The sequence below is a fragment of the Bacillus thuringiensis genome (assembly GCF_001595725.1).
GTDB lineage: Bacteria > Bacillota > Bacilli > Bacillales > Bacillaceae_G > Bacillus_A > Bacillus_A thuringiensis_K.
On the sequence record NZ_CP014282.1, the window covers coordinates 2,734,913 to 2,760,927 of the forward strand.

The window sequence follows — 26,015 nt, forward strand, 5'->3', positions numbered from 1 at the left end:
CGTGAAGTCTGTTTCCCCATTCTTTTATTTTTGTACATCTGCCCATTTTAAACTTGTAGCTGGACCAAATTGATGTACATATAAATCTTTCACATATGGTTTTTGTAAGTAAGATAATCCGCGCTGGAATACCGGTGCAATTACTGCATCATCAAGTAGCATTTTTTCAGCATCTTGCATTGCTTTCCAGCGAGCCTTTTCATCATTACCTAATTCTGTTTTAATCTTCTTAATTAACGCATCATATTCTGGGTTTGCATATTCTGTATTATTAACACTGCTTCCAGAAAGAAATACTTCTAAATAAGTCATTGGATCTGGATAATCCGGTAACCAGCGTGATAACGACATTTCATATTCTTTCTTCTTCTCAAGTGCTAATTTTTGCGTATGTGGCTGTAATTTCACATTCACTTTTAAGCCTGGTAAGTTTTTCTCAAGCTGCTCTTTAATGTACTCTCCAACTTTTTTAAAGTTTTCTAAGTCATAATTTAATAGTTCTAACGTCACTTCATTTGTACCTGTCTCTTGTTTTGCTTTCTCCCAATATTCTTTCGCTTTTTTTACATCAGTTTTATTAAACTCACCTGCCGTACTTCTAAAATCTTTCTTATCTGGGCCCTTTAAGAATCCTTTTGGTACGTAATAGTTTGCTGCAACCGACCCATCATTTAAAAATGAATCTGCGAGTCCCTTCTTATCAAAAACTGTACTTAGCGCAAGACGTGCATTTTTATTTTTAAGAATCGGTACATTTTCATTAAATCGGAAGAAGTACATAACTGGATCTGTATATTGTTTTAGCTCTTTATTATTTTTATATTTATCTACGAATTCTGTAGAAATAACAGCTCTATCAACTTTATCTGTTTCATATAAATTTACCGCAGTTGAAATTTCTTTTACAATTTGATAGTTTACTTCATCTAACTTCACTTCTTTTTTATCCCAATACTTATCGTTTTTCTTCATTGTAAAGCTAGCTTCATGCTTCCACTCTGATAATGTAAACGGTCCATTATATACCGCTTTATTTGCTTCTAATCCATATTTATCACCTTGCTCTTTCGCATATTTTTCGTTAATTGGATAGAAGGATGGTAAAATTAATAATTTCGTAAAATACGGTACAGGATGTTCTAGCTCTACGACGAATGTTTTATCATCCTTCGCTTTTACTCCTAATTCATCTAGACCTAGTTGTTTTTTATTTATCTTCTCAGCATTTTTTACATCGTACGCAATGTATGCATATTGAGAAGCTGTATCTGGATTAATCAATTGCTTCCAAGCGTATACGTAATCATGGGCGGTTACTGGATCTCCGTTAGACCATTTCGCATCACGCAATTGGAATGTATATGTCTTTCCATCTTTACTCACTTCATATTTTTGTGCGCCTGCCTCAATTACTTCATCATTTTTCGATAGACGGAATAGTCCTTCCATTACGTTATTCAAAACGTTAAACGAGATTGCATCTGTGACTTTCACTGAGTTTAACGACGGAATTTCACCCGTTTCTAGTAACTGTAATACTTTCTTCTTATCTTTGGGCTTTGTTGCAGTTTTTTCTTTTGCGCAACCAACTAAAAATGAAGAAACTAATAGAGTACTAACTAATGAGTAACGAACAACTTTTTTCATTTAAAAACCCCCTCTATTTTTAAGGTAAGTAACGACGAGCACCAGCGTATTCTTCTATATATCCTGGTGTATTTAGCGGTATAATCTCTACCGATCTTTCAGCTCTTGGTGAGTGAATCATATTGCCATCACCAATATACATTGCGACGTGATGGACACTACCTTTCCCTTGATCATGTGCAAAGAAAATTAAATCTCCTTTTTGTAGATTTTCTTTATCAACTGCAACTCCTGCTCTTGATTGTGGTCCAGAATCTCGCGGAATTGTAATGCCGTGCGATTTATAGATCGTATGCGTGAAGCCAGAGCAATCAAATCCAAAACCACTTGTACCAGCCCATATATACGGTAAACCTAAAAACATTTTCCCTGTGTTTATTAAATCATCGGCCGCCGGGGTTGGAATATCATTTTGAGAACGGTAAACCGTTCCATCATTTTTTCGTAGCCAAGCTTTCTGACCATTTGGCAACAATACACGGTATGAAATTGTGTCTTCACTTAATAGCGGCAGTCTTGTATTATAACTGACTTCAAGTGATTTATGTTTTTCAGAAGGATTTATATATAAAATCGCTGTTGGCTTTGTTATTAACACAAAAGGTTCATTTGTTTTATCTGCAAATTCTTGATTATATGTTAATTGCTTTTCAGGCATCCAGCCCGGATAACCTTCTTCATTTCGTGGCGTTGGCTGTCCATGCACTAATACCTTCACCCATTCACCTTTCTTATCAATAACAGTTACTTCTTGACCGAGTAACGCTTGTGTTTCTAATTTATTTGCATTTGTTAACCATAGTTTCTCGTCAAGTGTCATTGATTTCGTCCATTTCCATAGATCCACTGGATTTGTTGCACTCGGTGTATCGATTGGCCTTAATGAATCAGGTACTGTCCATAACGTTGCAGCAGATACATCTATAAATGCTTTATTATCCTTCTTTTCTTCAGCATTTGCCGATGTAAACGATGAAAATATAAATAAAGTTGTTAAAAATGCAGTTCCTACTTTTTTCATATTTATCCCCCTTAAAAGATAGTTTACTAGTCTCTTCTCCTAAAACTTACTATTCACTGTCGATTGAAGGTTTATCTTTGATCCAGAATAAGTCATTCCTTCTGGCTCTTCCATTAACCAAAGCGGTGCATCAAGATCAAAATAATGAATATTAGGATGCGCTGCCGCTAAATGCGCAACAGCACTAACGGAAAGTGAAGACTCCATCATGCTGCCCACCATACACTTCACACCAGCTGTTTCTGCGATATCTGCAATACGCCATGCTTCACGTATGCCACCACATTTCATTAATTTAATATTAATGAAGTCTGCATATCTTCCTTGAACGAGCTTTAATGCGTCACTTGCTGAAAATATACTTTCATCGGCCATAATTGGCGTTTGCACACGATCTTTGACGTACTTTAACCCATCCCAATCTTTCGCGTGTACTGGTTGTTCAATAAATTCTATATTTAAATTACGATTTTCCATCTCTTGAATGATAGAGACCGCTTCTTTTGGACTCCAACCTTGATTCGCATCTAAACGTAATGTCGTATTTCTTGGTACCACATTTCGAATTGCCTCAATACGTTCCAAATCTAAATGCGCCTCTTTACCCACTTTAATCTTCAATGTTTGAAATCCTTTTTCTATATGTTTCTTCGCTTCTTTTGCCATTAATACAGGCTCATCTACACTCACTGTAATATCGGTATGAATTTCTTTCTTCCCGCCTAACAATGCATATAACGGCACATTTTGATATTGGCAATATACATCATATAAAGCGATATCTACCGCTGCTTTCGAACTTGAATTTCCAATACAACTCATTTGAATGCCCTGTAGTAACTGCTGAAACTGAATGATATTTTGACCAATTAAACATGAACGCATCGGTCCTAAAATCGCTTCTTCCATTCCGCTGGTGAAATCCCCCGTAATAACTGGCGTTGCGGCTGCAGCCCCCTTACCAATCACTCCTTCGTCTGTATGAATATAAACATCTATACTTTCAATTTCTGTTACAGTACGAAGTGCGGTTTTAAACGGTGTATGCAGTTTTACACGTCTACGATTTACTTTTACATCTGTAATTTTCATTTTGTTCATCCTTTCGTTCCCCAATGAAGTGAAATCTTAATCCACCGGAGATTTATACCCACGAATTATTAGGTAAACCCATTGGACATTTACTCTTCTATCACTCTACTTTGTTTTCGTTTACTTTTGATGTAGAACGATAATGTGAAATAAAAAAATCCAGCCATAAGAATGATTCTTACGGCTGGATTTTGTCTATGATTGAGTAGACAAAGCAGCAATCTGATTATATTTTTTCTGTGCATCTTTTAGCGCTACAAGTAACGCTTTTTGAGAAGAACCGAAATATCGGTTCTTTACTTCCATTACTAATGCCGGGTCATTTATATTTTTATGTAGAAATAAATATTTAACAAATTGAGATGTTAATGCAATTGTCGCTGAGCAGTCTGCATCTACAATTTCCCCTGTATCCTTAACAAGTACAAATGCTACGAAATAGCTTTTAAACTTTTCAGTAATGGGATTATTTTGAGGTGCTTTCGCATCCCCTACGATATAAATTGTATTTGAAGCGTACACAGCTATCTTCCTTTCGTATACGAGGATAACGGGTTTCTTAATAGTCGTATGAGCGAGGAACTCAACGTTGATTAAAAAATGTATCCACTTACCTTGTATTATAATATAATTGACAGAATTTTAACAACATTTATTTTAGTGCATATTCCATATCTATGAAAATAGCTTAAACTCTTCATTTTTACAATATGTGATTATTCCTTGTACCATTACATTCATACATAAAAAAACAGTTAGCGACGGCTAACTATTTTTTTCATTACTTGGGCATCACAAATATAGTTTCATTTGACTTAGAAAATTGATACTCTTTTCTCGCAAACTTCAAAATTTCTTCCTCATCGTCTGTTAAATTTTCTATGTTAGTCTTTAAAGAATCTTTATCTTTCTTTAAAGATACTAATTGTTCCTTTTGATCCGTAATCGTACCTTTCTTCTTATCAATTACTTCTTGTTGTTTCGTTAAAATATATTGAACGTACAGAGTAGTTGCTGCAATAAAAAGGACCATTAAAATAAGTCGCCTTAACTTCTTTTTATTTATCCTACGCTTGTCACTAGGTTGTGATAACTGCTCTGGTATATTAGGAACATTTACTCGTTTGAGTTTCCTCATTCAAATCCCCCTAACCCATATTTTTCACTACCATCGGCACGTTTTCTTACTAAACTAAATTCTATTCTTATAAAATAAACTCCTTCACAAAAATATCCCATAAATTAACCAATTAAAGATAGCATTCGACGACATTTCCATATTTACACCGATTTTTTTTATACATGCTGCTATAAAATAGTAGTTTCTGTAATTCTTTTTCTACTATTGTAGAAGAGTTTTTTCACACACAAAATTCCTTCCCTACATATCCATGTTATAACATGCTTACAAGGAGGGGAAATATGCATTACCGCACATTAGGTAACACTGGAATAACTGTTTCTGAAATAGGTTTTGGGGCATGGGCAATCGGTGGTGATGAATGGGGACCTGTTAACGATAAACAATCTATAACTGCTATAAAAAAAGCCATTGAGTGTGGTGTGAATTTTATTGATACTGCGGATGTGTATGGTTTAGGACATAGTGAAAAGTTGGTGGCTACCGCGATTAAAGGACATCGTAATGATATTATACTATCAACGAAAGGTGGTTTAATCGGACATCACTACGACCCTAATGGCGTTCCTGTATATGATACTCCTGAAAAAATCATCGCCGTATTTGAAACAAGTTTACAACGTCTTCAAACAGATTATATTGATCTTTATTTTTGTCATATTTGGTGGCATAATCGTAGAGAAACAGAAGCATTTCTACGTGCATTTGACATATTAAAACGTGATGGCAAAGTAAGAGCAGTCGGTGTTTCGACTCATGATTTACAATACATTCATCATTTCAATAACAACAACGAAATTGATATCGTACAACTTGATTACAATATATTAAATCGAAAACCAGAAAAAGATATATTACCATTCTTACAAGAGAAAAATCTAGGGGCTGTTATTCGTGGTCCATTAAAAATGGGCATTTTAACTGGAAAATTTACAAATAAAACAATTTTTCCAGATGGAGATTTACGCAAAGATTGGCCAAATGAAACTTGGTTTCAAGAAGACTTACAAACCGTAGAGAAACTTCGGTTGCTCTCAAAAAAAAATCAGACCCTAGGGCAACTTGCACTTCGCTATGTACTCTCTCATCCGGCAGTAAGTGTTGTAATTCCTGGTGCGAAGTCAGGAACGCAAGCACAAGAAAATGCAAATGCATCTGTTCGCCCTATTTTGAGTGATGAAGAGCTTAACTATATTCATTCAATATAAAAAGCCCAATCCGGGCTTTTTAATTTGGCAAACTAATATCATACTCCATTCGCTTCGCTGTGTCCTCCGCAACATGCACACCTAACAAGTTTTTCACAATATGAAATGCCATATTAATTCCAGCTGAAATTCCGGCAGATGTTATAATATGTCCTTCATCTACAAACTTTACATTTTCTATAACTTCAACATTTTGAAACTCATTTTTAAACTTTTCAATACTAGCCCAATGTGTTGTTGCTTTTAACCCTTCCAGTAAACCTGCTTTCGCCAGTAATAACGCTCCTGTACAAACTGAAGTCATCAGCTTTACTTCTTTCATTTGTTGGCGAATCCATTTTATTACTATTTCATTTTTTATTTCATATTTTCTAGCACCTAGCCCACCCGGAATTATTAAAATATCCACTGGTGGTAAATTTTCAATACTATAATCTGGCTGTACCTTCAATCCATTCCTTGCTGTAATCATTTCTCCATTCTCGCTAACTGTATAAACAGTAAATGGTTTTTCTTCATTCACCTCAGTTACAGAAAAAACTTCAAATGGTCCTGCAAAATCTAACACTTCTACTTCATTAAATAAAAATATACCAACACTCCATTTATTCATCATAAGTTCACTTCCTGTTTCAAATGATGTAAAAGGTGATCATATCCTTTTTCTAATGCAATATCATACGCTGTTTTCCCATCATTTTTCTTTATCATCTTATTAGCTCCATTTTTAAGGAGTAGCATAATTATTTCTTCATTTCCTAATAATGCCGCTTCGTGAAGTCCTGTCCAGCCACCACTTTGCATAATATTTACATTTGATCCTTTTTCAATTAAGAAAGCAACAAGTTCACTTTGCTTGTTCGCGATTGCTGCTTGCAAAGGCGTATTTTCATTTTCGTTTTTCGCTCTACTATGTATATCTGCACCGCTTTCTAAAAGAAAACTCGCTATTTCTTTTTGTCCAAAATAAGCTGCTAAATGAAGTGGTGTCCAGCCATCTTCACTACATTCGTTAACAATACTTGGACTCGCCTTTATAAACTTCACTACTTTTCCCTTATGACCACTTATAACAGCTTGTGCTATTGATTGTAAATGCTCCATAATAATCTCCCATCCTTCAAACTATTTAAGCATCTCCTTCTACATGTTCTATTAATTATTACATTCTCCTTTTAAAACCTTAAGTTTACATAATAATATTATATATCCCTTTTTGTGCTTAATGCTGAATAGCAATAATGTTAAAAATACTGCCTTTAAACAATGAAGACCATGATTTCATTAGAGTTACTGAAAAAGCAAGCAAAAAACTATACACATAGTTTTCATCATATTTGTTCAGTTGCATGAAATAAAACAGGTAATGTTTATTCTGCTATTTATGCTTTCAACATATCAAATAATATTATTCCAATAAAAAAACAATCCATTTTTAAAATGGATTGTTTTTTTATTTCTGTTTTATGCGGTTTATTTTATTTTTGTATTTTCAATGATGGAATAATTACATTTACAAAAATGAAACGCTACTATCTTAGCCCCTCTTATAGTAAGTTTTTGGTTTGAAAACAAAAATACAATTTCACCTTACAATTGAAAAAACATACGTAAAAGTTTCTAAAACAGCTGCCTTATCATACTAATCTATAGCAATTCTGTCTTCTTCCCTTACCTGTTTCCTTTAACACATACGATTTTAAAACTAGCGCCGTTAATGAATCTGTTAATGTTTTATATGATAAATTTGATAATGCCAATAGATCGTTTGTATATAACATTCTATGCTTCTCTAATAATAATAGTACTAATCGTTCAGACGGTTTTAATGCCTCGTCACTTTCTAGTATAAAGTCTATATTTTTCATTTCTCTAATTACTACTCCTTATAAAAAAATACTTTAGGTGCTAATTTAATATAAAAATAATACATAACAAAACTATAGATATATTAAAATAGCACCATCTAAAAACACTATTATACTATAACATAGAAGTAGTGTTTCCCCAAATAGGAAATGCTTTTTTATATCGCTGTAAGATTCTTGCAAACGTACATAATATTTTGTACCATTACCCGCCAAGTTTTCTTCTAATTTCGCTGCTCATCCTGATGTATTTGTAATCAATGAAGTTCTTCTAAATTTATAAACAAATAAAAAAACGGTTCGTCTATCATGCCCTAAACATGAATGACAACCGTTTTCCAGCTTCTTCTTAATTAACATGTTCTATCTTAAATATTTCTTGCAATATGCGGCTTACTGTAATGACTTGTTCCACCGCCACCAACTACTACTTTACCGCCTTTTTCGAAAATTAATAATTTACTTGAACCATCTGCAAGAAGCACTATTACTTCAGCATTATTACTTGTTGCTACATAAATTACATAACCACTCTTTGATATACAAGTTTCCCAATTCGAATCAAATTCTGATCTTACTACACGATTTGAATACACTTGATTTTCAATTCTATCTTGTTCTACGTTTTCCAAATTGATTCCTCCCACTTCACTAAAATAGCATTTATAGGAAAATAACAGCCCTATATTAAATAGTAGCCGACTTTAACATAAATAGTATATGTAATTAGTAGGAGAATGCTTGGACAACGAAAACGAAATAGACTTCAAAAATTTCACAATTGAAACTTCTCTTTAATCATTTCCGCCACTTCTTTTGCACTCAAATACGTGTTATTAATTTTTATATACTCTTCTTTTTCAATTTCACCATGAAGAGAGTTTAATCTATGCTTTTTCATCGTTTCTTTCAAATTATTTTCAGACCACTCAATATCTCTTTTTTTCGGTTTATGTTCTAATCTATTCGGGCTTTTATTTCGTTCTAATCTTTCATCTAATTCCGCTTCCAGCTCTACAAAATACACTGTCCCACCTTTTGATTCAAAAATACTTTCTACATTATGTATATAATCCCAATCCGCTTGGAGGTCAAATGCCCATATATACGTAAAAATCATTCCAGATAAATCACTTTTAGATACTTCTTCAAATATTTCATTACGAAATAAACTTACTAGTCTTTTTGCTTCTTTCGTACTGTAATCAAAAATTGGACTTACTAAATCAATTGTCATGTGGTTATGAAAAAGTTTTAAACCGGTTAATGTTGCTAATTATTGCCCCACTGTCATTTTTCCAACTGCTTGTGGGCCAAATATTAATATAAGTTTCATTTATTTCCCTCCAATCTTTCTCTATAAACCATTACATAAAATTAAAAATAAGGCAGCCGATTTTAAATCGATTGCCTTATTTTTTATTCATATTTTTAGTTCTATTCTTTTCGCATAGCTTCAAAAGTAATCATTTGATTTGCATTTGACGGTTCTTTTTCATAATCATATTCAGCAGAGCAAGTAATGTTAGAGAAACCTATACTTTCTAACAGAAGTTTAAACTCTTCTATTCCATACCAGCGCAGCGCAAAGCGTTGTAGTTCTGTTTGTACTAACTGTCCTTTACTCCACTTTTCATATTTCAAATATGATACAGTAACTTGGTTCAGCCAATCTATTTCAATTGATTTATTTTCTAATGTGATTCCGTCTCCACTCGGCAAAGAGAAAGTCGATGTATGAATTTCCCCAGTCTTCCAGTCATGCGGAAGCATAATATCTACGATTAATCGTCCATCTGGATTAAGATGTTCATAAAAACATTTCAATGCATTTATAGAATCCACACGATTTTCAATTAAACAAAAAGATCCAGTAGGAATGATAATTGCGTCATATTTATACGGAAGTGAAAATTGTTGCAAGCTTCCTTCATATAAATTAGGATGTAAGCCTCTCTCTTTACAGCGCTTACGACAAGAATCTAGCATTTCAGGTGAATAATCTATCCCATCCACTTTAAAACCAGCCTCTAGAAGCGGAATGATGACACGCCCTGAACCTACTGCGGCTTCGAGGATTCTTCCTCTACAATCTTTTAAACGTTCTTTGTAATACTCAATATCACCATTTAAAGAATAACCGACTGGTTTTGTGTAATCATATAGTTCCGTACAAAGTGTACTATAAAAGCTAAACATTTATTTTCTCCTCCGTTTTTACGTACGGAAGATTTCAATTCAACTAATCTTCCTGTACCTCTAATTTTAATGAGATTTCGAAAGAGCTGACTGTCATAATATATCACTCACTTTCCATAGAATATAATGATATTGTATTACATAACCTTCCAATTTGAAATATAAAAATTAAAAATTCAGACTACAAATTAAAGAGCTTACTTTAGTAGGCTCTTCAGAAAAAGTATTTATTTCACAATCGGCAATGTCACTTCACTTAATTTCACTGTAAGTTTCGTGCCAGCTTTCGGTCTAATTGTATAATCATAATCACTTGCAATTAAAACAACTCCGATTTGATGCCCCGCTTTAAATACATAATCATCTGGCTGCATGTCCCATGTAAATGTATAATCTTTGCCCGGTTGAATCGCTGTTGAATTTTCTATACTCTTTAAGTTTTGTGGATCCATCCAGCCTCTCGTTACGATTTCCGGCTTCGCTCCTCCATAGTCAACAAGTAATGCTGTTAAATTTGATACAGATCGATCAATATTTCCTGTAATTGAAATCTTTGGTGTACCACTTATACGCGTATCTTTTTGCAGTACAGGCATTGTATATACTAATCGATTTGCTACTTCTAATTCTGGATTTGCTACTAATTGGTTTGATTTCATTTGTGCATCATCTAAGAATGAGAAAACTTTATTAGCCGATCCCATACTTAATGGTAAATTGACTGATTTATTACTTAAATACATACGGATTTTTGAAGGTACAGCTGATGGATCTGGCCAATTTTTTATCTTTTGCCACGTTTTATTTTCTCTTTGCACATCAACCATTGGTTCATCCATAATTCCATTTTCAATTCCGTACAACCAATAATCTAACCATTTATTTTGTGTTTGCTGCCAGTTATTACTTGATGTCCCACCATGACCACCTTGGTGTAGCCACATTTTACGAGGAACATTATTTTCTCCAAGTGCTTCCCACCATTGCGCGAACTGTTTTGTTTTAACATTCCAATCGTTTAAACCATGAACAACAAATACACTCGCTTTTACATTTTTAGCATCTTTTACATAGTTACGTTTATCCCAAAAATCATTATAATTACCTGTTTTTCGGTCTTGTCCAGCCGTTAACTCTTTTATAACTTGTCCGCAAACTTTAGGGTTTTCCCTTGTCAGTACTGCTTCTGCCATATTATCTGTATCTTCCCCTTGATATCCGCCTGGAGCAATGACTGCACCATTTGCACGATAATAATCATACCAACTACTAATTGCTGCGATTGGAATAATTGTTTTTAAACCTTCAACTCCAGTAGTCGCAACAGCATTTGGTAATGTACCATTATAGGAAACTCCAGTCATACCTACATTTCCTGTAGACCAATTTGCCTGAACTTCCTCACCCTGTTCTGTAAATGCTTTCGCGCGACCGTTTACCCAATCAATAACAGATTTTGTCCCGAGTATCTCTTGTTCATCTCCAGTTGTAGGGCATCCATCTGATTTTCCAGTACCAATACTTTCGCCTAGAATAACTGCATAACCTCTTGGCACGTAATAGTTCCCATACGAACCAAGATTAACCGCTCCATACGGTTTTCCTTCATACGCATACAATTCTTCATCTACATTATATACAGGAACATCTTTTAATCCAGATCGATATGGACTCATTTCATAAATAACAGGAACTTTCACATTCGGATCTGTCTTTGGACGCATAACTTTTATCGATACTCTGTCTTTCTTACCGTCTCGATCACTATCAACTTCTGTCTCTACATATAAATTTTCGATAATAGCTTCATCGAGAGAATAAATCGGTTTTGTCATCCCATTTTCTAATTCAATTTTCGTACTTTTAGTCTCTTCCTTCTTCTCTGCATGCACATCCATAGTAAAGCTAGGTATAATTGTTGCAGATAGCATTGCTGACAGTGTAATTGCCATTTTCTTTTTACTCAAAATGTTCCCTCCCCTTATTCGTTCTCTTTTACTATATAACAAAATAACTGAAAATTCAGTTTTATTTTATATAAAAGTTGAGAAACTCAAAGATTTCTTATTAAGTAAAATTTAATGCAGGTATGAAAGTATTTTCCCACTTCCTCCTTCTTTATAAAGTGAAACTTTAATCAGCCCTCACCAATTGGGCGTTTACGATCAGCAGGGCCACTTCTTTGCTTTCGCTGAATTTTGAGGTGGGGTCTTACTGCCCGGCAAATAGCGGGATAAATAGAGAAAAAGACAACCGATATTTCTATCGCTTGCCTTACATTCCATTTATTATTTTTCTAACTCTTTAAAGGTATCTTTCAAGTCTTTATCAGATACCTTTATATCTGCATTTTTAAGCAGTTCTCTAGTAACTTGTTGATGGAATTGAGGATCTTGTATACGTTGCTGTTCTAATTCTTTACGAATATTCTCTTTCTCTTCCTCATACGGTTTAAGCTCTTTTTTATCCGTTAGCTTAATAATATGATATCCGAAAGAAGATTTAACAGGTTCACTCAATTGACCAACTTCTAACTTATACGCAGCATCCTCAAATTCTTTCACCATCATACCAGGTCCAAATTCAGATAGTTCCCCACCTTTTTCTTTAGAACCTGGATCCTCTGAATATTGTTTAGCCAATGCCGCGAAATCTTCGCCACTATTTAATTTTTCTTTAATTTCTTTTGCTGTCTTTTCATCTTTTACTAAAATATGGCTAACTTGAAGCTTTGGCTTATAATGATCTTTAATATCTTTTTCCGTTACGGTTGCTTTAATAGCTTTTTCAAAAGCAAAAGTAAGCTTTAATTTCTCTTTCAACTGATCTTCATTTTTCACACCATTGGATTCCATATATGTATTAAAATTATCGCCCATCTTGTCTTTTAATTCTTTTAGTTGTTTCGTTACCTCTTCATCCGTAACTTTATATTTATCATTTAATACTTTTTCTACTACCATTTCAGATAAATTCTGTTTACCGTAGTTTTCTTTTAATTTTTTGTTAAAATCACTTTCTGAAATGCTTCCTGATTTTGTCGTTACAATATTATCTGATGAACCACATGCAGATAAAGATAACGTCATACCCATTAAAATGCTACCAATTACTAATTTCTTTCTTTTCAAATCTGAATACCTCACTTCATTAAATTCAAATATAACCATTTAAATATAACGTTTTCCTGTGAACTTCACGTGAATTTAATGAAAGTAGAACATTTGCTAATTCTCCATTTAATACATCAATTTTGAACATTATGGTGATTCATCCTGTATCGCTAATCTCTAAAGCTGCAAAAAGGACTAATATTTTCATTAGTCCTTTTTCACATTTATATAAAATTGAATTTCTCCATCTATAGAGGAAACTCCATATTCAAAACCATGCCTTTCTAAAATACTTTTCACTATCGCTAAACCTAATCCTGTACCTGATTTTTCTTTACTACGAGAAGATTCTAGTACATAAAAAGGCTCCCAAATTTTCTCGATATCCTTAATTTTATCCGTAGGAATGCCATTTTTTATTTGGAAATATATACTTTTATTTCTATCTTCTAATGTAATTATTATGTTTTGATTTGCTGTATATTTTATCGCATTAGAAATTAAATTTTGAAACACCATTCTCATTTTATTTAAATCTGCATAAACGATTGTATCGCCCGCATTACAATTTACTTGCAAGTTAATTTCTTTCGAATCCAGTTCAATCTGATGCTTATCTAATATACTCTGGACCAGTGGTTCAATGGGGAATTCTTCTTTTTGTAAAATATCTCTTTCTAGTTTAGAAAATCGTAATAGTTCTTCAATTAAGTTTGATATTTGATCTGTTTGTTTAATAATTGTATCTACATAAGTCCCATCATCTAATCCATCTTTAATCCCCATAGAGTATGCTTTTACTAATGCGATCGGTGTCTTTAATTCATGCGTTACATCACCCATAAATCGTTTTAAATGTTCATTACGATCAGTTAAATCTTGATGTGCTTCATGTAGTTTTTCGCTCATGATATTAATACTATTGGCCAACTCTCCTATTTCATCATTCGTTTTCACTTTCGTTCTTTTAAACTGTAAATGTGAAATATCCTGAGCTACATCACTTAGCTCTTTCAGTGGCGTCGTTATTATTTTTGAAAGTATCCACACAAGTAAAATAATAAGAAGCAGCGAGAAACATACGATGTATAAGTAAAATGTATTTAACGTATTTATAATTTCATTTGAATTCGCAATGGAAGTACCAATTAAAATTATCGTATCATCTTTCGCAATATATTTAGCAAAAAAACTCGCTTTTACCTTTCCTTGATCGTACAGTTTATTCGATTGCCCTTCCGTTTTCACTTTCATGACTTCGTCTTTCGTAATCCAAAGCTTATTTAACGTTACTTTCTTTTTCGTAAGTTGCATGCGTAACGCGTCGTTCATAGCATCTTCTGACTGATTAATTGGCGTATACGCAATTGTAACGTTATTTTCACTTTCAATTATATGGATAACATCTTCTAAGTCATTGACTGGCGCATTTTGTATTTGAGTTGTAAATTCATTTAAGTTCTCACGTGTTTTATAAATATTATATTTCGGCAGGAGATAGTTAATTAACAATAAAGAAATTGTAAATATAAGAATAACGGTTAAAGAAATGCTGAGAAATAGCTTTTTCCCAAGTTTATTCACTTTGTTCCTCCAAACTATAACCCAGCCCACGATGCGTCTTAATAATATTTTCTCCAATTTTTTTACGCAGCCTTCTTACATGTGTATCAACCGTTCTCTCTTCTCCAAAATAGTCAAATCCCCATACAATGTCTAACAATTTTTTACGAGTTAAAATAGTTCCTTTATGATTTAAAAAGCATTTTATTAATTCGAGCTCTGTTTTTGTAATTTCTAACTCTATATCATTTTTATATACTTTATTTTTGGCGAAATTTATCTTTACATCTTGTACTTGAATAATATCATCATGCTGAATAAGTTTTTTCGCTCGTGTAATTAGTACTCCTGGATGAAATGGTTTTTTTACGTACTCATCTGCCCCACTTTGAAGCGCTGCTAATTCATCTTCACTTTCACTTTTCGCCGTAAGCATTAATACTTTTACGCTTGAATTCTTTTTTATTTCCTGACAGACAGTAATACCACTATGTTTCGGCATCATCCAATCCAAAATAGCTAAATCAATTTTTTCATCATAAAATATTTGAAGTGCTTCCTCTCCGTCTTTCGCTAATAATACTTCAAAGCCTTCTTTTTCAAAATAAGCTTTTAAAATCCTTAACATATCTTGTTCGTCATCTGCAATTAAAACTTTCATATTTTTTCCTCCATTGCTTTTAAACAAAAACCAATTGTATCATACAACATCTTTGTTACATGAATGTGACAGAAAAATATTTAAAGCTTTTGAGGGGATAGTAATGGTGAGGTGTTGTACTATGATAAAAAAAATCGGGGTCATTTCTCTTCTTCTATTTCTATTATCAACAAATGCGTTCGCAAATACAAATCAACAAATTGAAGTATTTGATTGTCAAAAAGAAATGGTCATTCAAAAACAATCTTTAGATCCAGTAATCCAAAAAGAAGCAGTTCAATACGCTAAATCAATTACTGGTCCATTTAAAAACTTAAATGTCGTTCCAAAAGATGGCTATATGATAAAAATCCCTTTATCTAAGCCGGTTTCTATTACTAATCAATGGTTACACACTACAATAGACGAAGTACTTATACTACTCCCACTAAAAGAAAAGCCTTATATTATGCTTTATGATGATGAAAATAATCCGCATTTTTATTATGTAAAAGGTAAACCAGGATTATTATTGAAACAAATGAAGGTTAAAATGTAATTGAATGAAAAGGAGTCACCTTATAAGCTAAATTTTAAAAGCTAAGGTGCTCTTTTTTATAATAACAATTTGGTAAATGAAATTATAAAAGTTGTTTTTAATATAAGGGTCGCACCTTCATATATATCAGGGATTTTTAAAATATATCGATTTATCAACGAAAATACCTTTCCGTAGCTATTCTTTGGATAGCAAACTCTATAATAGTTTGTAGTGACTCGATCCCTTATATAATCCCCCTTTTACAAATCCATTTGAAGTATAAAACACATCCCCTTGCTTCGTGTCAGCATGTAAAACAATCACTTCAAAATACTTTTCCGCATGACATAATAGTTGATTTAATAATAAATTCCCTAACCCTATACGCCGATAATCCTTGGAAATATAAAATCTCCTCAACCGCCCAATCTTATTGTCTTTTGTGTACGGATCTTTATTTAAACCTCCAACTCCGATTAACATATCCCCTTGGAAAATACCATATAAACACTCTCCAGTTTTATTGAATACATTTACTTTGTTTTTATATTCATTTATTAGTCTTATAAGGAAATTAAACCCTTCTTCTTCACTGTCTTGAACGAGATGACTGAATTCATATTCCATTAAATCTTCTATTTGTTGAATATGTATATCTTTCAAGTCCAATCCCCCTAAGTACGAAAACACATAAAAATGCTCGAGAATCATTTATTCTGAGCATTTTTATGGTTGTTACTTTATTTAATTCATAGTATGCATATACTTCACTTGATATGTAAATCGATAATATAGTTGTTTAAGTCTTATTGAACTAAAGCACCTGTTTGCTTAAATAAATACATTTATATTTATAATGTCTCTCAAATATAATATTAGTTTATAAATTCACCATTCTTCTCTAGCAGGTATAAGTTAAATTATAATTTGTTAATTGATATGCTTGTGTAACCACTGTTCAAATATCTTTAACTGTTCTTCAGTATGAAAGTAATGTTCACCCGTCTCCATAACTTCTAATTCACAACGATGTTTTTTTGTAAAATAGTTAATAGTTTCAAATTCGCACAGTTCATCCTTGGCTCCGTACATAATATATGTATCTGTATTCCATGTACTAATAGGATGCTCTTTTACATAGCATAAATAATCCCAATATAACTTTTGACCAATAGGTGTCTCTATAGTCATTTCTTTTTGCAAAAGCTCCGGTGTTACATTAAACCATTTCATCATATTTTCAATAATTCGTTCCATATTAACTACTGGTGATAAAAATAATGCCTTTTCTAGCACATCATTTTGATAAGCTAAAAGACTAAAATACGCCCCCATACTACATGCAAATACGTTTATTTCTTTCCAATGATCTTTTGCGTAGTTCATAATTATAGATAATTCATTAACACAAAACTGTACTTTACAAGGAGTGTTATCATTTTTTCTCTCTCCATGCTCAGGTAAATCAAAGCTTAATACTTGATAACCTTTTCGATTGGCTTCTTCAGCTAATATTTGAATAACTGCATCTTCCTTATTTGACATATTTCCATGTACTGCAATAAAAACTTTTTCACTCTTCTCTCCCCACAAAACCGCAGGAATATTACTAATTTTAAAATTATTTTTAAGCATATTCCCCTCCATAAAATAAGACATATAGGACTCGAAAAAAATGCACACACTTTATTTATCTCTGTACAGCAGGCAGTATCCGCTTTAACTTTATTAAATCATCTATTACTATATCAGCGTGAGCAAGTTCCTCTTCTTGCGCAAAATCAAAATTGCACCCAATTGCAAGTAAACCGTTGTCTTTCGCTGCATTTATATCAGATAGCCGGTCACCAACTACCGCTGCCTCTTTTATATCATATTTGTTCATAATACTTTTAACTAAGTCACCTTTATTTAGCGATTGTATTTGTTCAATACTAAACGTTTCAGTCACCCACTTGTCTAAAGCATAATAAGTTACGATTGCTCTTAAATATTCTTTCAAACCATTACTAGCAATGTAAATTGAACAATTATTTTCTTTTATATATGTAAATATTTCTTTTACATTTGGATATAAAGCGCCTTTTCCGCTTTTTATGTTTTCAATTAGTCTATCTAAAAAATATGCATCTGTTTGTTCTCTTATTTCAATAGAATGGTCCGGTAATAAAGCTTCCCAAACTTTCGGTAGCGGCACACCCATAATTTCACGGTATTTTTCAATCGGTGTTACCATATCCCATAATTGAAGTGATCTTAAGTGATCAAAAGTATCATCTAACGATAATTCTAAAATTTTATCTGTTTGAAATAATGTTCCATCCATATCAAAAATTAATGCTTGTAACATTCCTATCTCTCCTTTTGGACTATAGTTTTACCAGATATATTTTTAAGCATCTCAATAATAATTTCTGAACAATAATTCGCAGCAGTTTTCGCGAAGTCATCATAAGAAACTTGAGCTTCATCATCTGCGCTGTCAGAAATACATCGTATAACAAGAAACGGTATATCATTTATGTAGGCGACATGTCCAATTGCTGCCCCTTCCATTTCTGTACAATGAGGTGCATATTCATCTATTAATTTTGCCTTTAACTTTGAGTCTTCAACAAAACATTCACCACTTACAATTCTTCCTTCGTGAGCTTGAATATTTGAACTATTACTGTTACATGCTTTACGTGCTAACTCTATCAATTCCTTACTTGCAATAAACTCCTCTTGAAACGGGAATAATTTTTTCATTTGATTTTTACTTACATCATGATGGGTAACATTCGTTGAAATAACTAAATCGCCAACTTTTACATCTGGATGTAATCCACCAGCAACGCCCGTATTGATGATAAAGTCTACATTAAATTTATGAATTAATGTTTGCACACATGCAGCAGCATTTACTTTCCCTACACCAGAACGTGTAATAATTACTTCTGTTCCCATGAATTCTCCAATATAAAATGGCATTCCCGCAATTGTCTGTTCTTCTTGTATTACTAGCTTTTTTAAAAGTAAATCTATTTCAATTTGCATTGCTCCGATAATGCCGATTCTGTTCATGTATGTAGTCCCCTTTATTAATTAATCCCTTTAATCCTCTCAGACATAACCGATAATAAAAATTTCGGAAGTACAAGTTGTCGCTTTAATCTTTTCGGCTGTGAGAGTAACCTATACAGCCATTCAGTTCCAGTATCCCTCATTATTTTTGGTGCTCTTTTTACAGTACCAGATATTATATCAATCATGCCTCCGATACCAATAGATAGCGGGACGTTTAATGTTTGTATGTTTTCATAGATGAACTCTTCTTGTTTTGGTGAACCTAGTCCTACGAGTAGTAAATGTGGCTTGAACTGCTTAATTTTCATTTTTATTTCTTCTATTTCTTCACCATTTACAAATCCATGCTGTCCTTTAAAATGTGCTCCTGGAAACTGCTCATTTAATTTTTTTAATGCCTTTTTATTACTTTCTGGCGCAGCTCCAAACAGAAAGACACGATATTCATTGTCGTTACAATATTTTATTAAATCGTGAGTTAAATCCGCCCCAGTAACACGTTCTTTCAAAGTTCCTTTTAATATTTTCGAGCCAATTATGATACCAATCCCATCTGCTGTTATTAAATCCGCAGATAGTAACATCTTTTTAAACTGTTTTGATTTTTCCGTATTTTCCTTTGCAGACATAACAATTTCAGGATTGGCAGTTACTACAAACCTTGGTTTCTCTTGTTGTTCATGTAGCCAACCTTTTAATAAACTTATAGCTTTTGCATATTCTAAAGTTGAAAAAGGTATACCTTTTATAAACTGCTGATCCACTATACTCTCCCCTTACATAAACTGCAAATATTCATCAATGTCTTTAGAAATTTGAATAAAAGCTTTATTCCAAAATTCATAATTTCTTATATCTATTTCAAAATGTTTTTTCATAAGCTCATCTACTGGAGCCTTTCCTGTTTCTCGTAAAAACTCTTTATATTTCGAATGAAAAGTACTTTTACCTTCTTGAACTATTTCTAATAAACTAAAACTTACTAAATATCCAAATGTGTATGGATAATTGTAAAAAGGAACATCTGCTATATAAAATTGAATATATTTCATCCATACAAACGGTTGGTATTCACTTAAAGCATTTCCATAAGCTTCTTTCTGTGCCATTATAGATAATTTCTCAATTTCATCAGCACTTAAAGGACCCTCTTTACATTTTTCATAAAATGTTTTTTCAAACTGATACGATGCTCGTATTGCCATTACATAATTAAAACTATTTCTTATTTTCCAGCTAAGTAATGACTTTTTCATATCTTTACTATCCGTTGTTTCAATTAGATAATTTAAGAGTACCGTTTCAAAGAAAATAGATGCTGATTCAGCCGTACTCATTGGCAAATTATCATCTAAAAAAGATATAGATTGTTCGAAACTCATATTATAAAAATGCCAAGCGTGTCCTAATTCATGAGCGAGCACTCTTACACTATCTATACTCCCATCATAGCGCATTGAAATTCGTGATTCTTTCTCACTGAAAAATGGAGCACAAAACCCACCTGGTGGTTTATTCTCTCTCGGTTCAGCATCTACCCATCCACTTTCTATCGCATTACGTGCAAATTCTGCTAATTCTTCATCAATATTCTTACATGCATCATAAACGTTTTGTACTGCTACTGAAAAAGGAATTATAACCTCATTACTTTCCTTTACTGTCATAAGTTCATGCCATGTAATTGACTCTTTTCCCTTCTTATACACGTTTAAAGCACTTACTAATTTATCAAGGTTTTCTTCTGTCGCATTCCACATTTGGAATAATACAGCTTCTGAAATGCCATTCGCATGAAAAGATTGTGTTAAAATCTCTCTATCTTCTATTTCATTACTCTTTGCATTACGCAATCTCCCTATTTGATTTAATACAGTAGCAAAGATTTCTTTTTCCTTATGTAAAGTACTTGTAAGTAACTCGAATACTTCTAATCTTTCCTTTTCATTTTCACTATTCATTGCAATATTATTTGCTTGTCCAAAGGATAATTGTTTATTATTGTGCTCTATTTCTATCCTATCCCGTAATTGTATGTACATATCTTCCCACGCACTAAGTTCATTTTTTATAAACTTAATATTAATATTATCGGAAGTTTCTACTTCACTATGTTTTATTATTTGCTGTACTTCACTTTTTAGTTCCTTCACTTTCACATTCAATTTAGTAAGGTCAGATGAAACACTTTCTTCAACCCATTGACAATACAAATAGTATTCTGCTTTTTCAATAGCTTGTATAAGCTTTGAAAGAACCTCTACATCTTTTGTTACAAAATATTGCTCTTTCAACTCTAAAATCGGAAATAGAATATCCTCATTCAAATACAATCGATTTAAATCCCATCTAGCAATTTCTTGCATTTTTATAGCCGCCTCCTATTTTTACAAATAGTTACAGATATTTCTTCCTACACAATTATATATGAAATAAAAAAATTTCGATATCCTTAAATATTCAGATTCCTATAAATGCATTCTTATTTATATCTTTTCTTCTACCATAAAGTATCATTTCACATATAAAAAATAATCCCTCTACAGGATTGCATTTGATATAGGCTAACTTCAAAGGTTTCATCTTCATCCATACCATATCGACCGATTATCACAGATTAAAAAATAAAAAAGGATTGATCAAAAGATCAATCCTTTACTCTACTTCATTTAAGAAAAATAACGTTATAACGCCAGGACCTGTATGTGCACCGATTGCTGCACCAATTGTATTTACGATAAATACTTCACAGCCAAATCTTTCCGTAATTAATGCTTTTAATGCTTCAGCTGTTTCTAAATCGTCACCGTGAGTCATACCGATTGTTTGACCTTTAAGGTCTTTACCACGCTCTTCCATAATATCAACAATACGGCTTAATACTTTCTTTTTCCCTCGTACCTTTTCAAGTGGGACAAGTTTTCCTTCTTCCACGTTCAAAATCGGCTTAATGTTTAATAAACCACCGATAAATCCTGCTACTTTACTTAAGCGCCCGCCTCTAACAAGGTACTGTAAGTCAGCTACAGTGAAGATATGTTCCATATGGTTCATTAGAAAAGCGACACGGTTTAATATGTCTTCTTTTGATGCGCCGTTTTTTGCCATTTTAGCAGCTTCTAATACGACAAGCCCTTGACCAAGCGAAGCACATTTCGTATCAATAATTTCTAAATCTAAATCTGCATATGTTTCTTTTACTTCCTCTTTAATGACAACTGATGATTGATATGTACCAGACAGTTCAGATGAAAAAGCTAAATATATACAAGGATTACCTTCTTTTGCATAAGAAACAAATTTTTCTTGGAAAGTTTCAAGTGAAGGCAATGACGTTTTATAAACAGCGCCTTCTCTCATTTTTTGCAGTAATGTAACTGACTCTAATGTTACTCCATCTAAATACTCTGTTTCTACTTCATCATATACACGGAGTGGAATTAAATCAATATCATATGCTTGCAGCAATTCTACTGGTAAATCCGCCGCACTATCCGTAATGATTTTAACACCCATTTTTAAACCTCTATTCTGTTATAAATATAAAATAATAAAATAAAAATAGTACTTTTAAATTATATACGTAAAACTTAAATGAAGAAAGGAAAACACTTTATATTGTATGCACTATTCTTCAAAACTTGAACTATTAATGAAAATGGTTCTATTTTAAACACCTTTTTCTTATCATTTTTCAATAACACGAATAATTTTATAAGTATTTTGTATCATCATATTTTAATTCTTTATCTTAATATAATCTTTTCAAATTTATACTGTTTAAAATTTATACTGTTTAAAATTTAAAAGCCACATCCAATAAAGGAAATGGCTTTTAAATTTCCATAAAACAACCAAACTTTATTTCCCATCACATTGTTCTCATTATTATTTTGGCGATGTTAATGATTAATATTTATAGCCTGTACTATATTCACCTGTAAGAATCACTATATAAAAAAACAGGTTAAACATTTTATAAAATATTTAATTTTACTAGTAAAGCTAATAAAATTTGGAGAAGAATTTGAACATTTACTGCTATGTCTGTATCCGTAGTCGTAACTGTAACATTTCTAGAATTTCTAATAACAGTTTCTTGTTTATTAATTTGTTTAATAGATGATTTTTGAAACAATTCTTGTGCTACACGATCAGCTTTTTCACTATCTGCTATAGAAATACTTATTATAACCACAATAGCTGCTTGTAAAGCTGCTTGAATAGATAACGCAGCTTTTGTATCAGTAGTAGTAACTTCTACATCTGCTGAATCAACTATTGTAATAGATTCTTCAGAAATTTGATAAGTTTTACTTTCTTGCGCAGCTGCTTCTGAAACGCTAGCATTTTTAAAAGACGGATGAGGATTTGAAGAATCTAATGCACTCCACTTTTTATTTCCATCTGAATGACATGTTTTTTCCATAAGTTCACCCCCTTTCAATCTAAATAATTATTAACCTGTGATTGTATTTCAGAAATAATACTTTTAATTTGCTGCTTTTTTTCTGGCGATAAATTTTTTAGTTTTTCTTCATTTATCCCATGCCTATTAAAAATATCTGAGAGTAAAAGGTCTATAATTATATTCTTTTGATCTTTATCAAACTTAAAGGAAGAAAATTTATTTAAATCATCCATTTACAATGTTCACTCCTATCAGTTTTCTATAAAAATTTCAAATAACTACCAGCATTTTATGTATTTAAATAACAATTGCTTGGACAAGTAACTTAATCTTCTATTTTCCCTTCTTTTTACTAATGAAATCAAAAGGCTGTCTTCTAATGCGAAGACAGCCTCCCGTTACTTAACATATATAAGTTTTAATTACTGTTAAATAATAAGTTCACCTTTGCTATTGTATAGTTATCCCCACTTACCTTCCCATCAATCTTGAATTTTAATTTAGTCATAATAAGAAGTCCAAGCTTGTACCACATATTACAACAAAAAAATATTTACTTTGAGTGAACCATTATAGCTAAATATAAATGGGATAGACACTTTATAAAATGTTTAGTTTAACTAGTAACGCTAATAAAATTTGAAGGAGAATTTGAATATTCACTGCAATATCTGTATCAGTAGTTGTTACGGTTACGTTTCTGGAATTTTTAATAAATGTTTTTTGTCTATTAATTTGTTTAATAGATGATTTTTGAAACAATTCTTGTGTTATTTTATCTGCCTTTTCACTATCTGCTATAGAAATACTTACTACAACCACAATAGCTGCTTGTAACGCAGCTTGGATGGATAGCGCAGCTTTTGTATCTGTAGTAGTAACTTGTACATCTGCTGAATCTACTATTTCAATATATTCCTCAGAAACTTGATCGATTTCATCTGTTTGTATAGCTTCTTCTAAAAAATTTGCATTTTTACTATATGAATAAGAATTTACTGATTCGGAATCCTGATTTATTGGCTCAGAAACCTGTTTTTTTGGTTCACAATCCTTTTTTATTGGCTCAGAATCCACTTTTTTTCGTTCAGAATCCCGATTTAATGGATCCCGGTTTTTCTTTCGTCTACAAACTTCACAATCACACATAAAATCACCCCTTTTAAACTAAAAAATTAGCAATATTAAAATATTGGCTAACTACTAGCATTTTATGTATTTTTTAATAATTTGTTTGGACAAGTAACTTGAATTTATATTTTACTTCTAATTCTTTTTTGTAATAACAAAAAATAGCCTTCTAACAAGAAGACAACCATCTTTTATTTCACATTTATATAAAAGACCCATACTTAAATACACTTAACTTCATATAATATTTTTAGAATGAGTAGTCGTTACTGAAGGGCACTTTTCGAAGTGCTCTTATCTTTAATCTCCCTCTTTTTCAGGAAGAGTTTTTTTACTAAATCCTAATATGATTTGTATCACTAAGGCTGGCGATTACCACATTTCCTTAATAGCTTCAATGAATACAGTAGCTACTAATTAAAATATCCCTATGATTTTCTCTACACTAAAAAAATCGTGCGTTATCGAACACATGAACTATTTTTTATTTTGACTATGTAACACTAAATTCACAACATTATTATCCTATATTTGGTGAAGCCTACATTTCAATGCCAGCAACCCCACACTTTTAACTAATAACTTAAACAAATGTGCTATCTCAAGGTTCCTTTGATATAGTATCTTATGTTCTATATAATGAAGAGAGCGCTAGTATTCGGAAGGAGGATGTATATGAGTATTCAACTAGCTACATCTAACGATTTAAAATGGATTAATAGTCAATATGAATCAATAGGATTTGTACGAAGTGATTTAAAGAGAGATAAAGTTGCAATTATTACATATAACAACGAGTATGCAGGTGTTGGACGATTAGTCCAAATAGATGCAGATACTATAGAAATGGGCGGGATTTTTATTCTCCCTAAATTTAGAGGGCTACAATTAGCTGGTGAGCTTGTTTCATTTTTAGTAGAAACTGTAAAAAAATCACAAATACAAGATGTATATTGTCTTCCTTTTGAGGAATTAGAAAACTTTTATAAGAAATATGGCTATACTGAAGTCGATACTACGAAAGAAGCAGTCCATCCAATTATTCTAAAAAAATATAATTGGTGTTTGGAGAACTACGATAAACACGTTCTACTATTTAAATTGTAAATATAATAAAAAGTATATTCTCAATCGTTTTTCTATCAGTACTCCTAATCGGAGCCTAAGGATTAATCAAAGATATTTTATCTCTCCTTTTATAAATGGCTGATTAAAACTCAATGTTCCGTCAATACTATAGGTAACATGATTGTATTTCTCCATTCTCCCTTGGAGAGGAGCAGTTAGCTTTTGCTAGCTGCTCTTTTATTTTTTCAAAAAGTCACATAAATATCTTTAATTCCAAACATTCAAAAGATAAAATGTGATAAG

27 protein-coding genes and 1 pseudogene are annotated in these 26,015 nt (G+C 32.3%); 3 read left to right on the forward strand and 25 right to left on the reverse strand.

The genetic code is table 11. The features are described from left to right. Positions 1-24: 24 nt before the first annotated feature. The 5 genes from AXW78_RS13770 to AXW78_RS13790 all read right to left on the reverse strand — a co-directional run bounded on the left by AXW78_RS13770 (position 25) and on the right by AXW78_RS13790 (position 4,898). A complete protein-coding gene (locus AXW78_RS13770; RefSeq protein WP_061884277.1) occupies positions 25-1,647 on the reverse strand; it encodes a peptide ABC transporter substrate-binding protein in 1,623 nt (540 codons plus the stop codon). Between the two features lie 19 nt (positions 1,648-1,666). Then, the gene (locus AXW78_RS13775; RefSeq protein ID WP_000755429.1) at positions 1,667-2,668 is read right to left on the reverse strand and encodes a C40 family peptidase; all 1,002 of its coding nucleotides are present in this window, start codon (positions 2,666-2,668) and stop codon (positions 1,667-1,669) included. A 39-nt stretch (positions 2,669-2,707) separates the two neighbouring features. Beyond that, positions 2,708-3,769, reverse strand: a complete 1,062-nt coding sequence (locus AXW78_RS13780) for a dipeptide epimerase (protein ID WP_001038461.1) — start codon at positions 3,767-3,769, stop codon at positions 2,708-2,710. A gap of 186 nt (positions 3,770-3,955) precedes the next feature. Then, complete coding sequence (locus tag AXW78_RS13785; protein WP_000271314.1) at positions 3,956-4,282, reverse strand: DUF3870 domain-containing protein; 327 nt, start codon at positions 4,280-4,282, stop codon at positions 3,956-3,958. Positions 4,283-4,541: 259 nt separating this feature from the next. After that, complete coding sequence (locus AXW78_RS13790) at positions 4,542-4,898, reverse strand: FtsB family cell division protein (protein ID WP_001228728.1); 357 nt, start codon at positions 4,896-4,898, stop codon at positions 4,542-4,544. A gap of 284 nt (positions 4,899-5,182) precedes the next feature. On the opposite strand from AXW78_RS13790, the gene AXW78_RS13795 reads away from it, so the two are divergent. Beyond that, positions 5,183-6,109, forward strand: a complete 927-nt coding sequence (locus AXW78_RS13795; RefSeq protein WP_000559370.1) for an aldo/keto reductase — start codon at positions 5,183-5,185, stop codon at positions 6,107-6,109. A 19-nt stretch (positions 6,110-6,128) separates the two neighbouring features. On the opposite strand, the gene AXW78_RS13800 is transcribed toward AXW78_RS13795, so the two are convergent. The 10 genes and pseudogenes from AXW78_RS13800 to AXW78_RS13845 all read right to left on the reverse strand — a co-directional run bounded on the left by AXW78_RS13800 (position 6,129) and on the right by AXW78_RS13845 (position 15,513). Then, the gene (locus AXW78_RS13800) at positions 6,129-6,725 is read right to left on the reverse strand and encodes a DJ-1/PfpI family protein (RefSeq protein ID WP_000981426.1); all 597 of its coding nucleotides are present in this window, start codon (positions 6,723-6,725) and stop codon (positions 6,129-6,131) included. Next, a complete protein-coding gene (locus AXW78_RS13805) occupies positions 6,722-7,213 on the reverse strand; it encodes an ankyrin repeat domain-containing protein (RefSeq protein WP_000400677.1) in 492 nt (163 codons plus the stop codon). The genes AXW78_RS13800 and AXW78_RS13805 overlap by 4 nt, the downstream gene beginning before the upstream one ends. A 533-nt stretch (positions 7,214-7,746) precedes the next feature. Continuing rightward, positions 7,747-7,977: a hypothetical protein gene (locus tag AXW78_RS13810; protein WP_000789031.1), complete on the reverse strand. Its 231-nt coding sequence runs from the start codon at positions 7,975-7,977 to the stop codon at positions 7,747-7,749. Between the two features lie 368 nt (positions 7,978-8,345). Then, on the reverse strand, positions 8,346-8,609 hold the full coding sequence (locus AXW78_RS13815; protein WP_000432429.1) for a hypothetical protein: 264 nt from the start codon (positions 8,607-8,609) through the stop codon (positions 8,346-8,348). Positions 8,610-8,752: 143 nt separating this feature from the next. Then, a pseudogene (locus tag AXW78_RS13820) lies at positions 8,753-9,313 on the reverse strand (AAA family ATPase). A gap of 101 nt (positions 9,314-9,414) precedes the next feature. Next, complete coding sequence (locus AXW78_RS13825; protein ID WP_000490915.1) at positions 9,415-10,176, reverse strand: class I SAM-dependent methyltransferase; 762 nt, start codon at positions 10,174-10,176, stop codon at positions 9,415-9,417. A gap of 227 nt (positions 10,177-10,403) precedes the next feature. Beyond that, positions 10,404-12,143 carry a Xaa-Pro dipeptidyl-peptidase gene (locus tag AXW78_RS13830; protein ID WP_061884278.1) on the reverse strand — a complete coding sequence of 580 codons (1,740 nt, stop codon included), beginning with the start codon at positions 12,141-12,143 and terminating at the stop codon, positions 10,404-10,406. Positions 12,144-12,464: 321 nt separating this feature from the next. Beyond that, positions 12,465-13,307: a peptidylprolyl isomerase PrsA gene (locus AXW78_RS13835; protein ID WP_002103226.1), complete on the reverse strand. Its 843-nt coding sequence runs from the start codon at positions 13,305-13,307 to the stop codon at positions 12,465-12,467. 189 nt (positions 13,308-13,496) lie between these two features. Then, positions 13,497-14,873, reverse strand: coding sequence for a sensor histidine kinase (locus AXW78_RS13840; RefSeq protein WP_001037265.1), 1,377 nt, complete (start codon positions 14,871-14,873; stop codon positions 13,497-13,499). After that, positions 14,866-15,513, reverse strand: a complete 648-nt coding sequence (locus AXW78_RS13845; RefSeq protein ID WP_000865979.1) for a response regulator transcription factor — start codon at positions 15,511-15,513, stop codon at positions 14,866-14,868. The genes AXW78_RS13840 and AXW78_RS13845 overlap by 8 nt, the downstream gene beginning before the upstream one ends. 121 nt (positions 15,514-15,634) lie before the next feature. On the opposite strand from AXW78_RS13845, the gene AXW78_RS13850 reads away from it, so the two are divergent. Then, a complete protein-coding gene (locus tag AXW78_RS13850; protein WP_000591771.1) occupies positions 15,635-16,051 on the forward strand; it encodes a hypothetical protein in 417 nt (138 codons plus the stop codon). Positions 16,052-16,249: 198 nt separating this feature from the next. On the opposite strand, the gene AXW78_RS13855 is transcribed toward AXW78_RS13850, so the two are convergent. From AXW78_RS13855 to AXW78_RS13900, 10 genes are all read right to left on the reverse strand, one after another. Continuing rightward, the gene (locus AXW78_RS13855; protein WP_116777457.1) at positions 16,250-16,744 is read right to left on the reverse strand and encodes a GNAT family N-acetyltransferase; all 495 of its coding nucleotides are present in this window, start codon (positions 16,742-16,744) and stop codon (positions 16,250-16,252) included. Positions 16,745-16,963: 219 nt separating this feature from the next. Further along, on the reverse strand, positions 16,964-17,668 hold the full coding sequence (locus AXW78_RS13860; RefSeq protein WP_061884280.1) for an alpha/beta hydrolase: 705 nt from the start codon (positions 17,666-17,668) through the stop codon (positions 16,964-16,966). A 55-nt stretch (positions 17,669-17,723) separates the two neighbouring features. Continuing rightward, positions 17,724-18,383: an HAD hydrolase-like protein gene (locus AXW78_RS13865; protein ID WP_061884281.1), complete on the reverse strand. Its 660-nt coding sequence runs from the start codon at positions 18,381-18,383 to the stop codon at positions 17,724-17,726. Between the two features lie 2 nt (positions 18,384-18,385). Next, positions 18,386-19,099: a 5'-methylthioadenosine/adenosylhomocysteine nucleosidase gene (locus AXW78_RS13870; RefSeq protein ID WP_061884282.1), complete on the reverse strand. Its 714-nt coding sequence runs from the start codon at positions 19,097-19,099 to the stop codon at positions 18,386-18,388. A 17-nt stretch (positions 19,100-19,116) separates the two neighbouring features. Then, positions 19,117-19,866, reverse strand: coding sequence for a WecB/TagA/CpsF family glycosyltransferase (locus AXW78_RS13875; RefSeq protein ID WP_000372658.1), 750 nt, complete (start codon positions 19,864-19,866; stop codon positions 19,117-19,119). Positions 19,867-19,878: 12 nt separating this feature from the next. Next, the gene (locus AXW78_RS13880; protein ID WP_061884283.1) at positions 19,879-21,468 is read right to left on the reverse strand and encodes a M3 family metallopeptidase; all 1,590 of its coding nucleotides are present in this window, start codon (positions 21,466-21,468) and stop codon (positions 19,879-19,881) included. Positions 21,469-21,757: 289 nt separating this feature from the next. After that, positions 21,758-22,618, reverse strand: coding sequence for a DegV family protein (locus AXW78_RS13885; RefSeq protein ID WP_000538299.1), 861 nt, complete (start codon positions 22,616-22,618; stop codon positions 21,758-21,760). A gap of 460 nt (positions 22,619-23,078) precedes the next feature. After that, entirely contained in the window at positions 23,079-23,531 is a 453-nt protein-coding gene (locus tag AXW78_RS13890; protein WP_000415813.1) for a spore coat protein, read from the reverse strand. 14 nt (positions 23,532-23,545) lie between these two features. Continuing rightward, a complete protein-coding gene (locus AXW78_RS13895) occupies positions 23,546-23,746 on the reverse strand; it encodes a spore coat protein (protein WP_000342252.1) in 201 nt (66 codons plus the stop codon). A 367-nt stretch (positions 23,747-24,113) separates the two neighbouring features. Next, positions 24,114-24,662 carry a spore coat protein gene (locus AXW78_RS13900; protein WP_000332789.1) on the reverse strand — a complete coding sequence of 183 codons (549 nt, stop codon included), beginning with the start codon at positions 24,660-24,662 and terminating at the stop codon, positions 24,114-24,116. Positions 24,663-25,319: 657 nt separating this feature from the next. Here AXW78_RS13900 and AXW78_RS13905 point away from each other — a divergent pair. Next, positions 25,320-25,751 carry a GNAT family N-acetyltransferase gene (locus tag AXW78_RS13905; protein ID WP_000027167.1) on the forward strand — a complete coding sequence of 144 codons (432 nt, stop codon included), beginning with the start codon at positions 25,320-25,322 and terminating at the stop codon, positions 25,749-25,751. The last annotated feature ends 264 nt before the right edge of the window (positions 25,752-26,015 follow it).

What these genes read in the sequence shown, in the direction of transcription:
- AXW78_RS13825 (WP_000490915.1), bottom strand. Translation starts at nt 10,176, where the DNA reads ATGTTTAGCTTTTATAGTACACTTTGTACGGAACTATATGATTACACA.
- AXW78_RS13795 (WP_000559370.1), top strand. Translation starts at nt 5,183, where the DNA reads ATGCATTACCGCACATTAGGTAACACTGGAATAACTGTTTCTGAAATA.
- AXW78_RS13780 (WP_001038461.1), bottom strand. Translation starts at nt 3,769, where the DNA reads ATGAACAAAATGAAAATTACAGATGTAAAAGTAAATCGTAGACGTGTA.
- AXW78_RS13885 (WP_000538299.1), bottom strand. Translation starts at nt 22,618, where the DNA reads ATGGGTGTTAAAATCATTACGGATAGTGCGGCGGATTTACCAGTAGAA.
- AXW78_RS13900 (WP_000332789.1), bottom strand. Translation starts at nt 24,662, where the DNA reads ATGTGTGATTGTGAAGTTTGTAGACGAAAGAAAAACCGGGATCCATTA.
- AXW78_RS13775 (WP_000755429.1), bottom strand. Translation starts at nt 2,668, where the DNA reads ATGAAAAAAGTAGGAACTGCATTTTTAACAACTTTATTTATATTTTCA.
- AXW78_RS13770 (WP_061884277.1), bottom strand. Translation starts at nt 1,647, where the DNA reads ATGAAAAAAGTTGTTCGTTACTCATTAGTTAGTACTCTATTAGTTTCT.
- AXW78_RS13790 (WP_001228728.1), bottom strand. Translation starts at nt 4,898, where the DNA reads ATGAGGAAACTCAAACGAGTAAATGTTCCTAATATACCAGAGCAGTTA.
- AXW78_RS13905 (WP_000027167.1), top strand. Translation starts at nt 25,320, where the DNA reads ATGAGTATTCAACTAGCTACATCTAACGATTTAAAATGGATTAATAGT.
- AXW78_RS13860 (WP_061884280.1), bottom strand. Translation starts at nt 17,668, where the DNA reads ATGCTTAAAAATAATTTTAAAATTAGTAATATTCCTGCGGTTTTGTGG.
- AXW78_RS13880 (WP_061884283.1), bottom strand. Translation starts at nt 21,468, where the DNA reads ATGCAAGAAATTGCTAGATGGGATTTAAATCGATTGTATTTGAATGAG.
- AXW78_RS13870 (WP_061884282.1), bottom strand. Translation starts at nt 19,099, where the DNA reads ATGAACAGAATCGGCATTATCGGAGCAATGCAAATTGAAATAGATTTA.
- AXW78_RS13855 (WP_116777457.1), bottom strand. Translation starts at nt 16,744, where the DNA reads ATGATTCTCGAGCATTTTTATGTGTTTTCGTACTTAGGGGGATTGGAC.
- AXW78_RS13810 (WP_000789031.1), bottom strand. Translation starts at nt 7,977, where the DNA reads ATGAAAAATATAGACTTTATACTAGAAAGTGACGAGGCATTAAAACCG.
- AXW78_RS13845 (WP_000865979.1), bottom strand. Translation starts at nt 15,513, where the DNA reads ATGAAAGTTTTAATTGCAGATGACGAACAAGATATGTTAAGGATTTTA.
- AXW78_RS13805 (WP_000400677.1), bottom strand. Translation starts at nt 7,213, where the DNA reads ATGGAGCATTTACAATCAATAGCACAAGCTGTTATAAGTGGTCATAAG.
- AXW78_RS13800 (WP_000981426.1), bottom strand. Translation starts at nt 6,725, where the DNA reads ATGATGAATAAATGGAGTGTTGGTATATTTTTATTTAATGAAGTAGAA.
- AXW78_RS13890 (WP_000415813.1), bottom strand. Translation starts at nt 23,531, where the DNA reads ATGGAAAAAACATGTCATTCAGATGGAAATAAAAAGTGGAGTGCATTA.
- AXW78_RS13895 (WP_000342252.1), bottom strand. Translation starts at nt 23,746, where the DNA reads ATGGATGATTTAAATAAATTTTCTTCCTTTAAGTTTGATAAAGATCAA.
- AXW78_RS13850 (WP_000591771.1), top strand. Translation starts at nt 15,635, where the DNA reads ATGATAAAAAAAATCGGGGTCATTTCTCTTCTTCTATTTCTATTATCA.
- AXW78_RS13865 (WP_061884281.1), bottom strand. Translation starts at nt 18,383, where the DNA reads ATGTTACAAGCATTAATTTTTGATATGGATGGAACATTATTTCAAACA.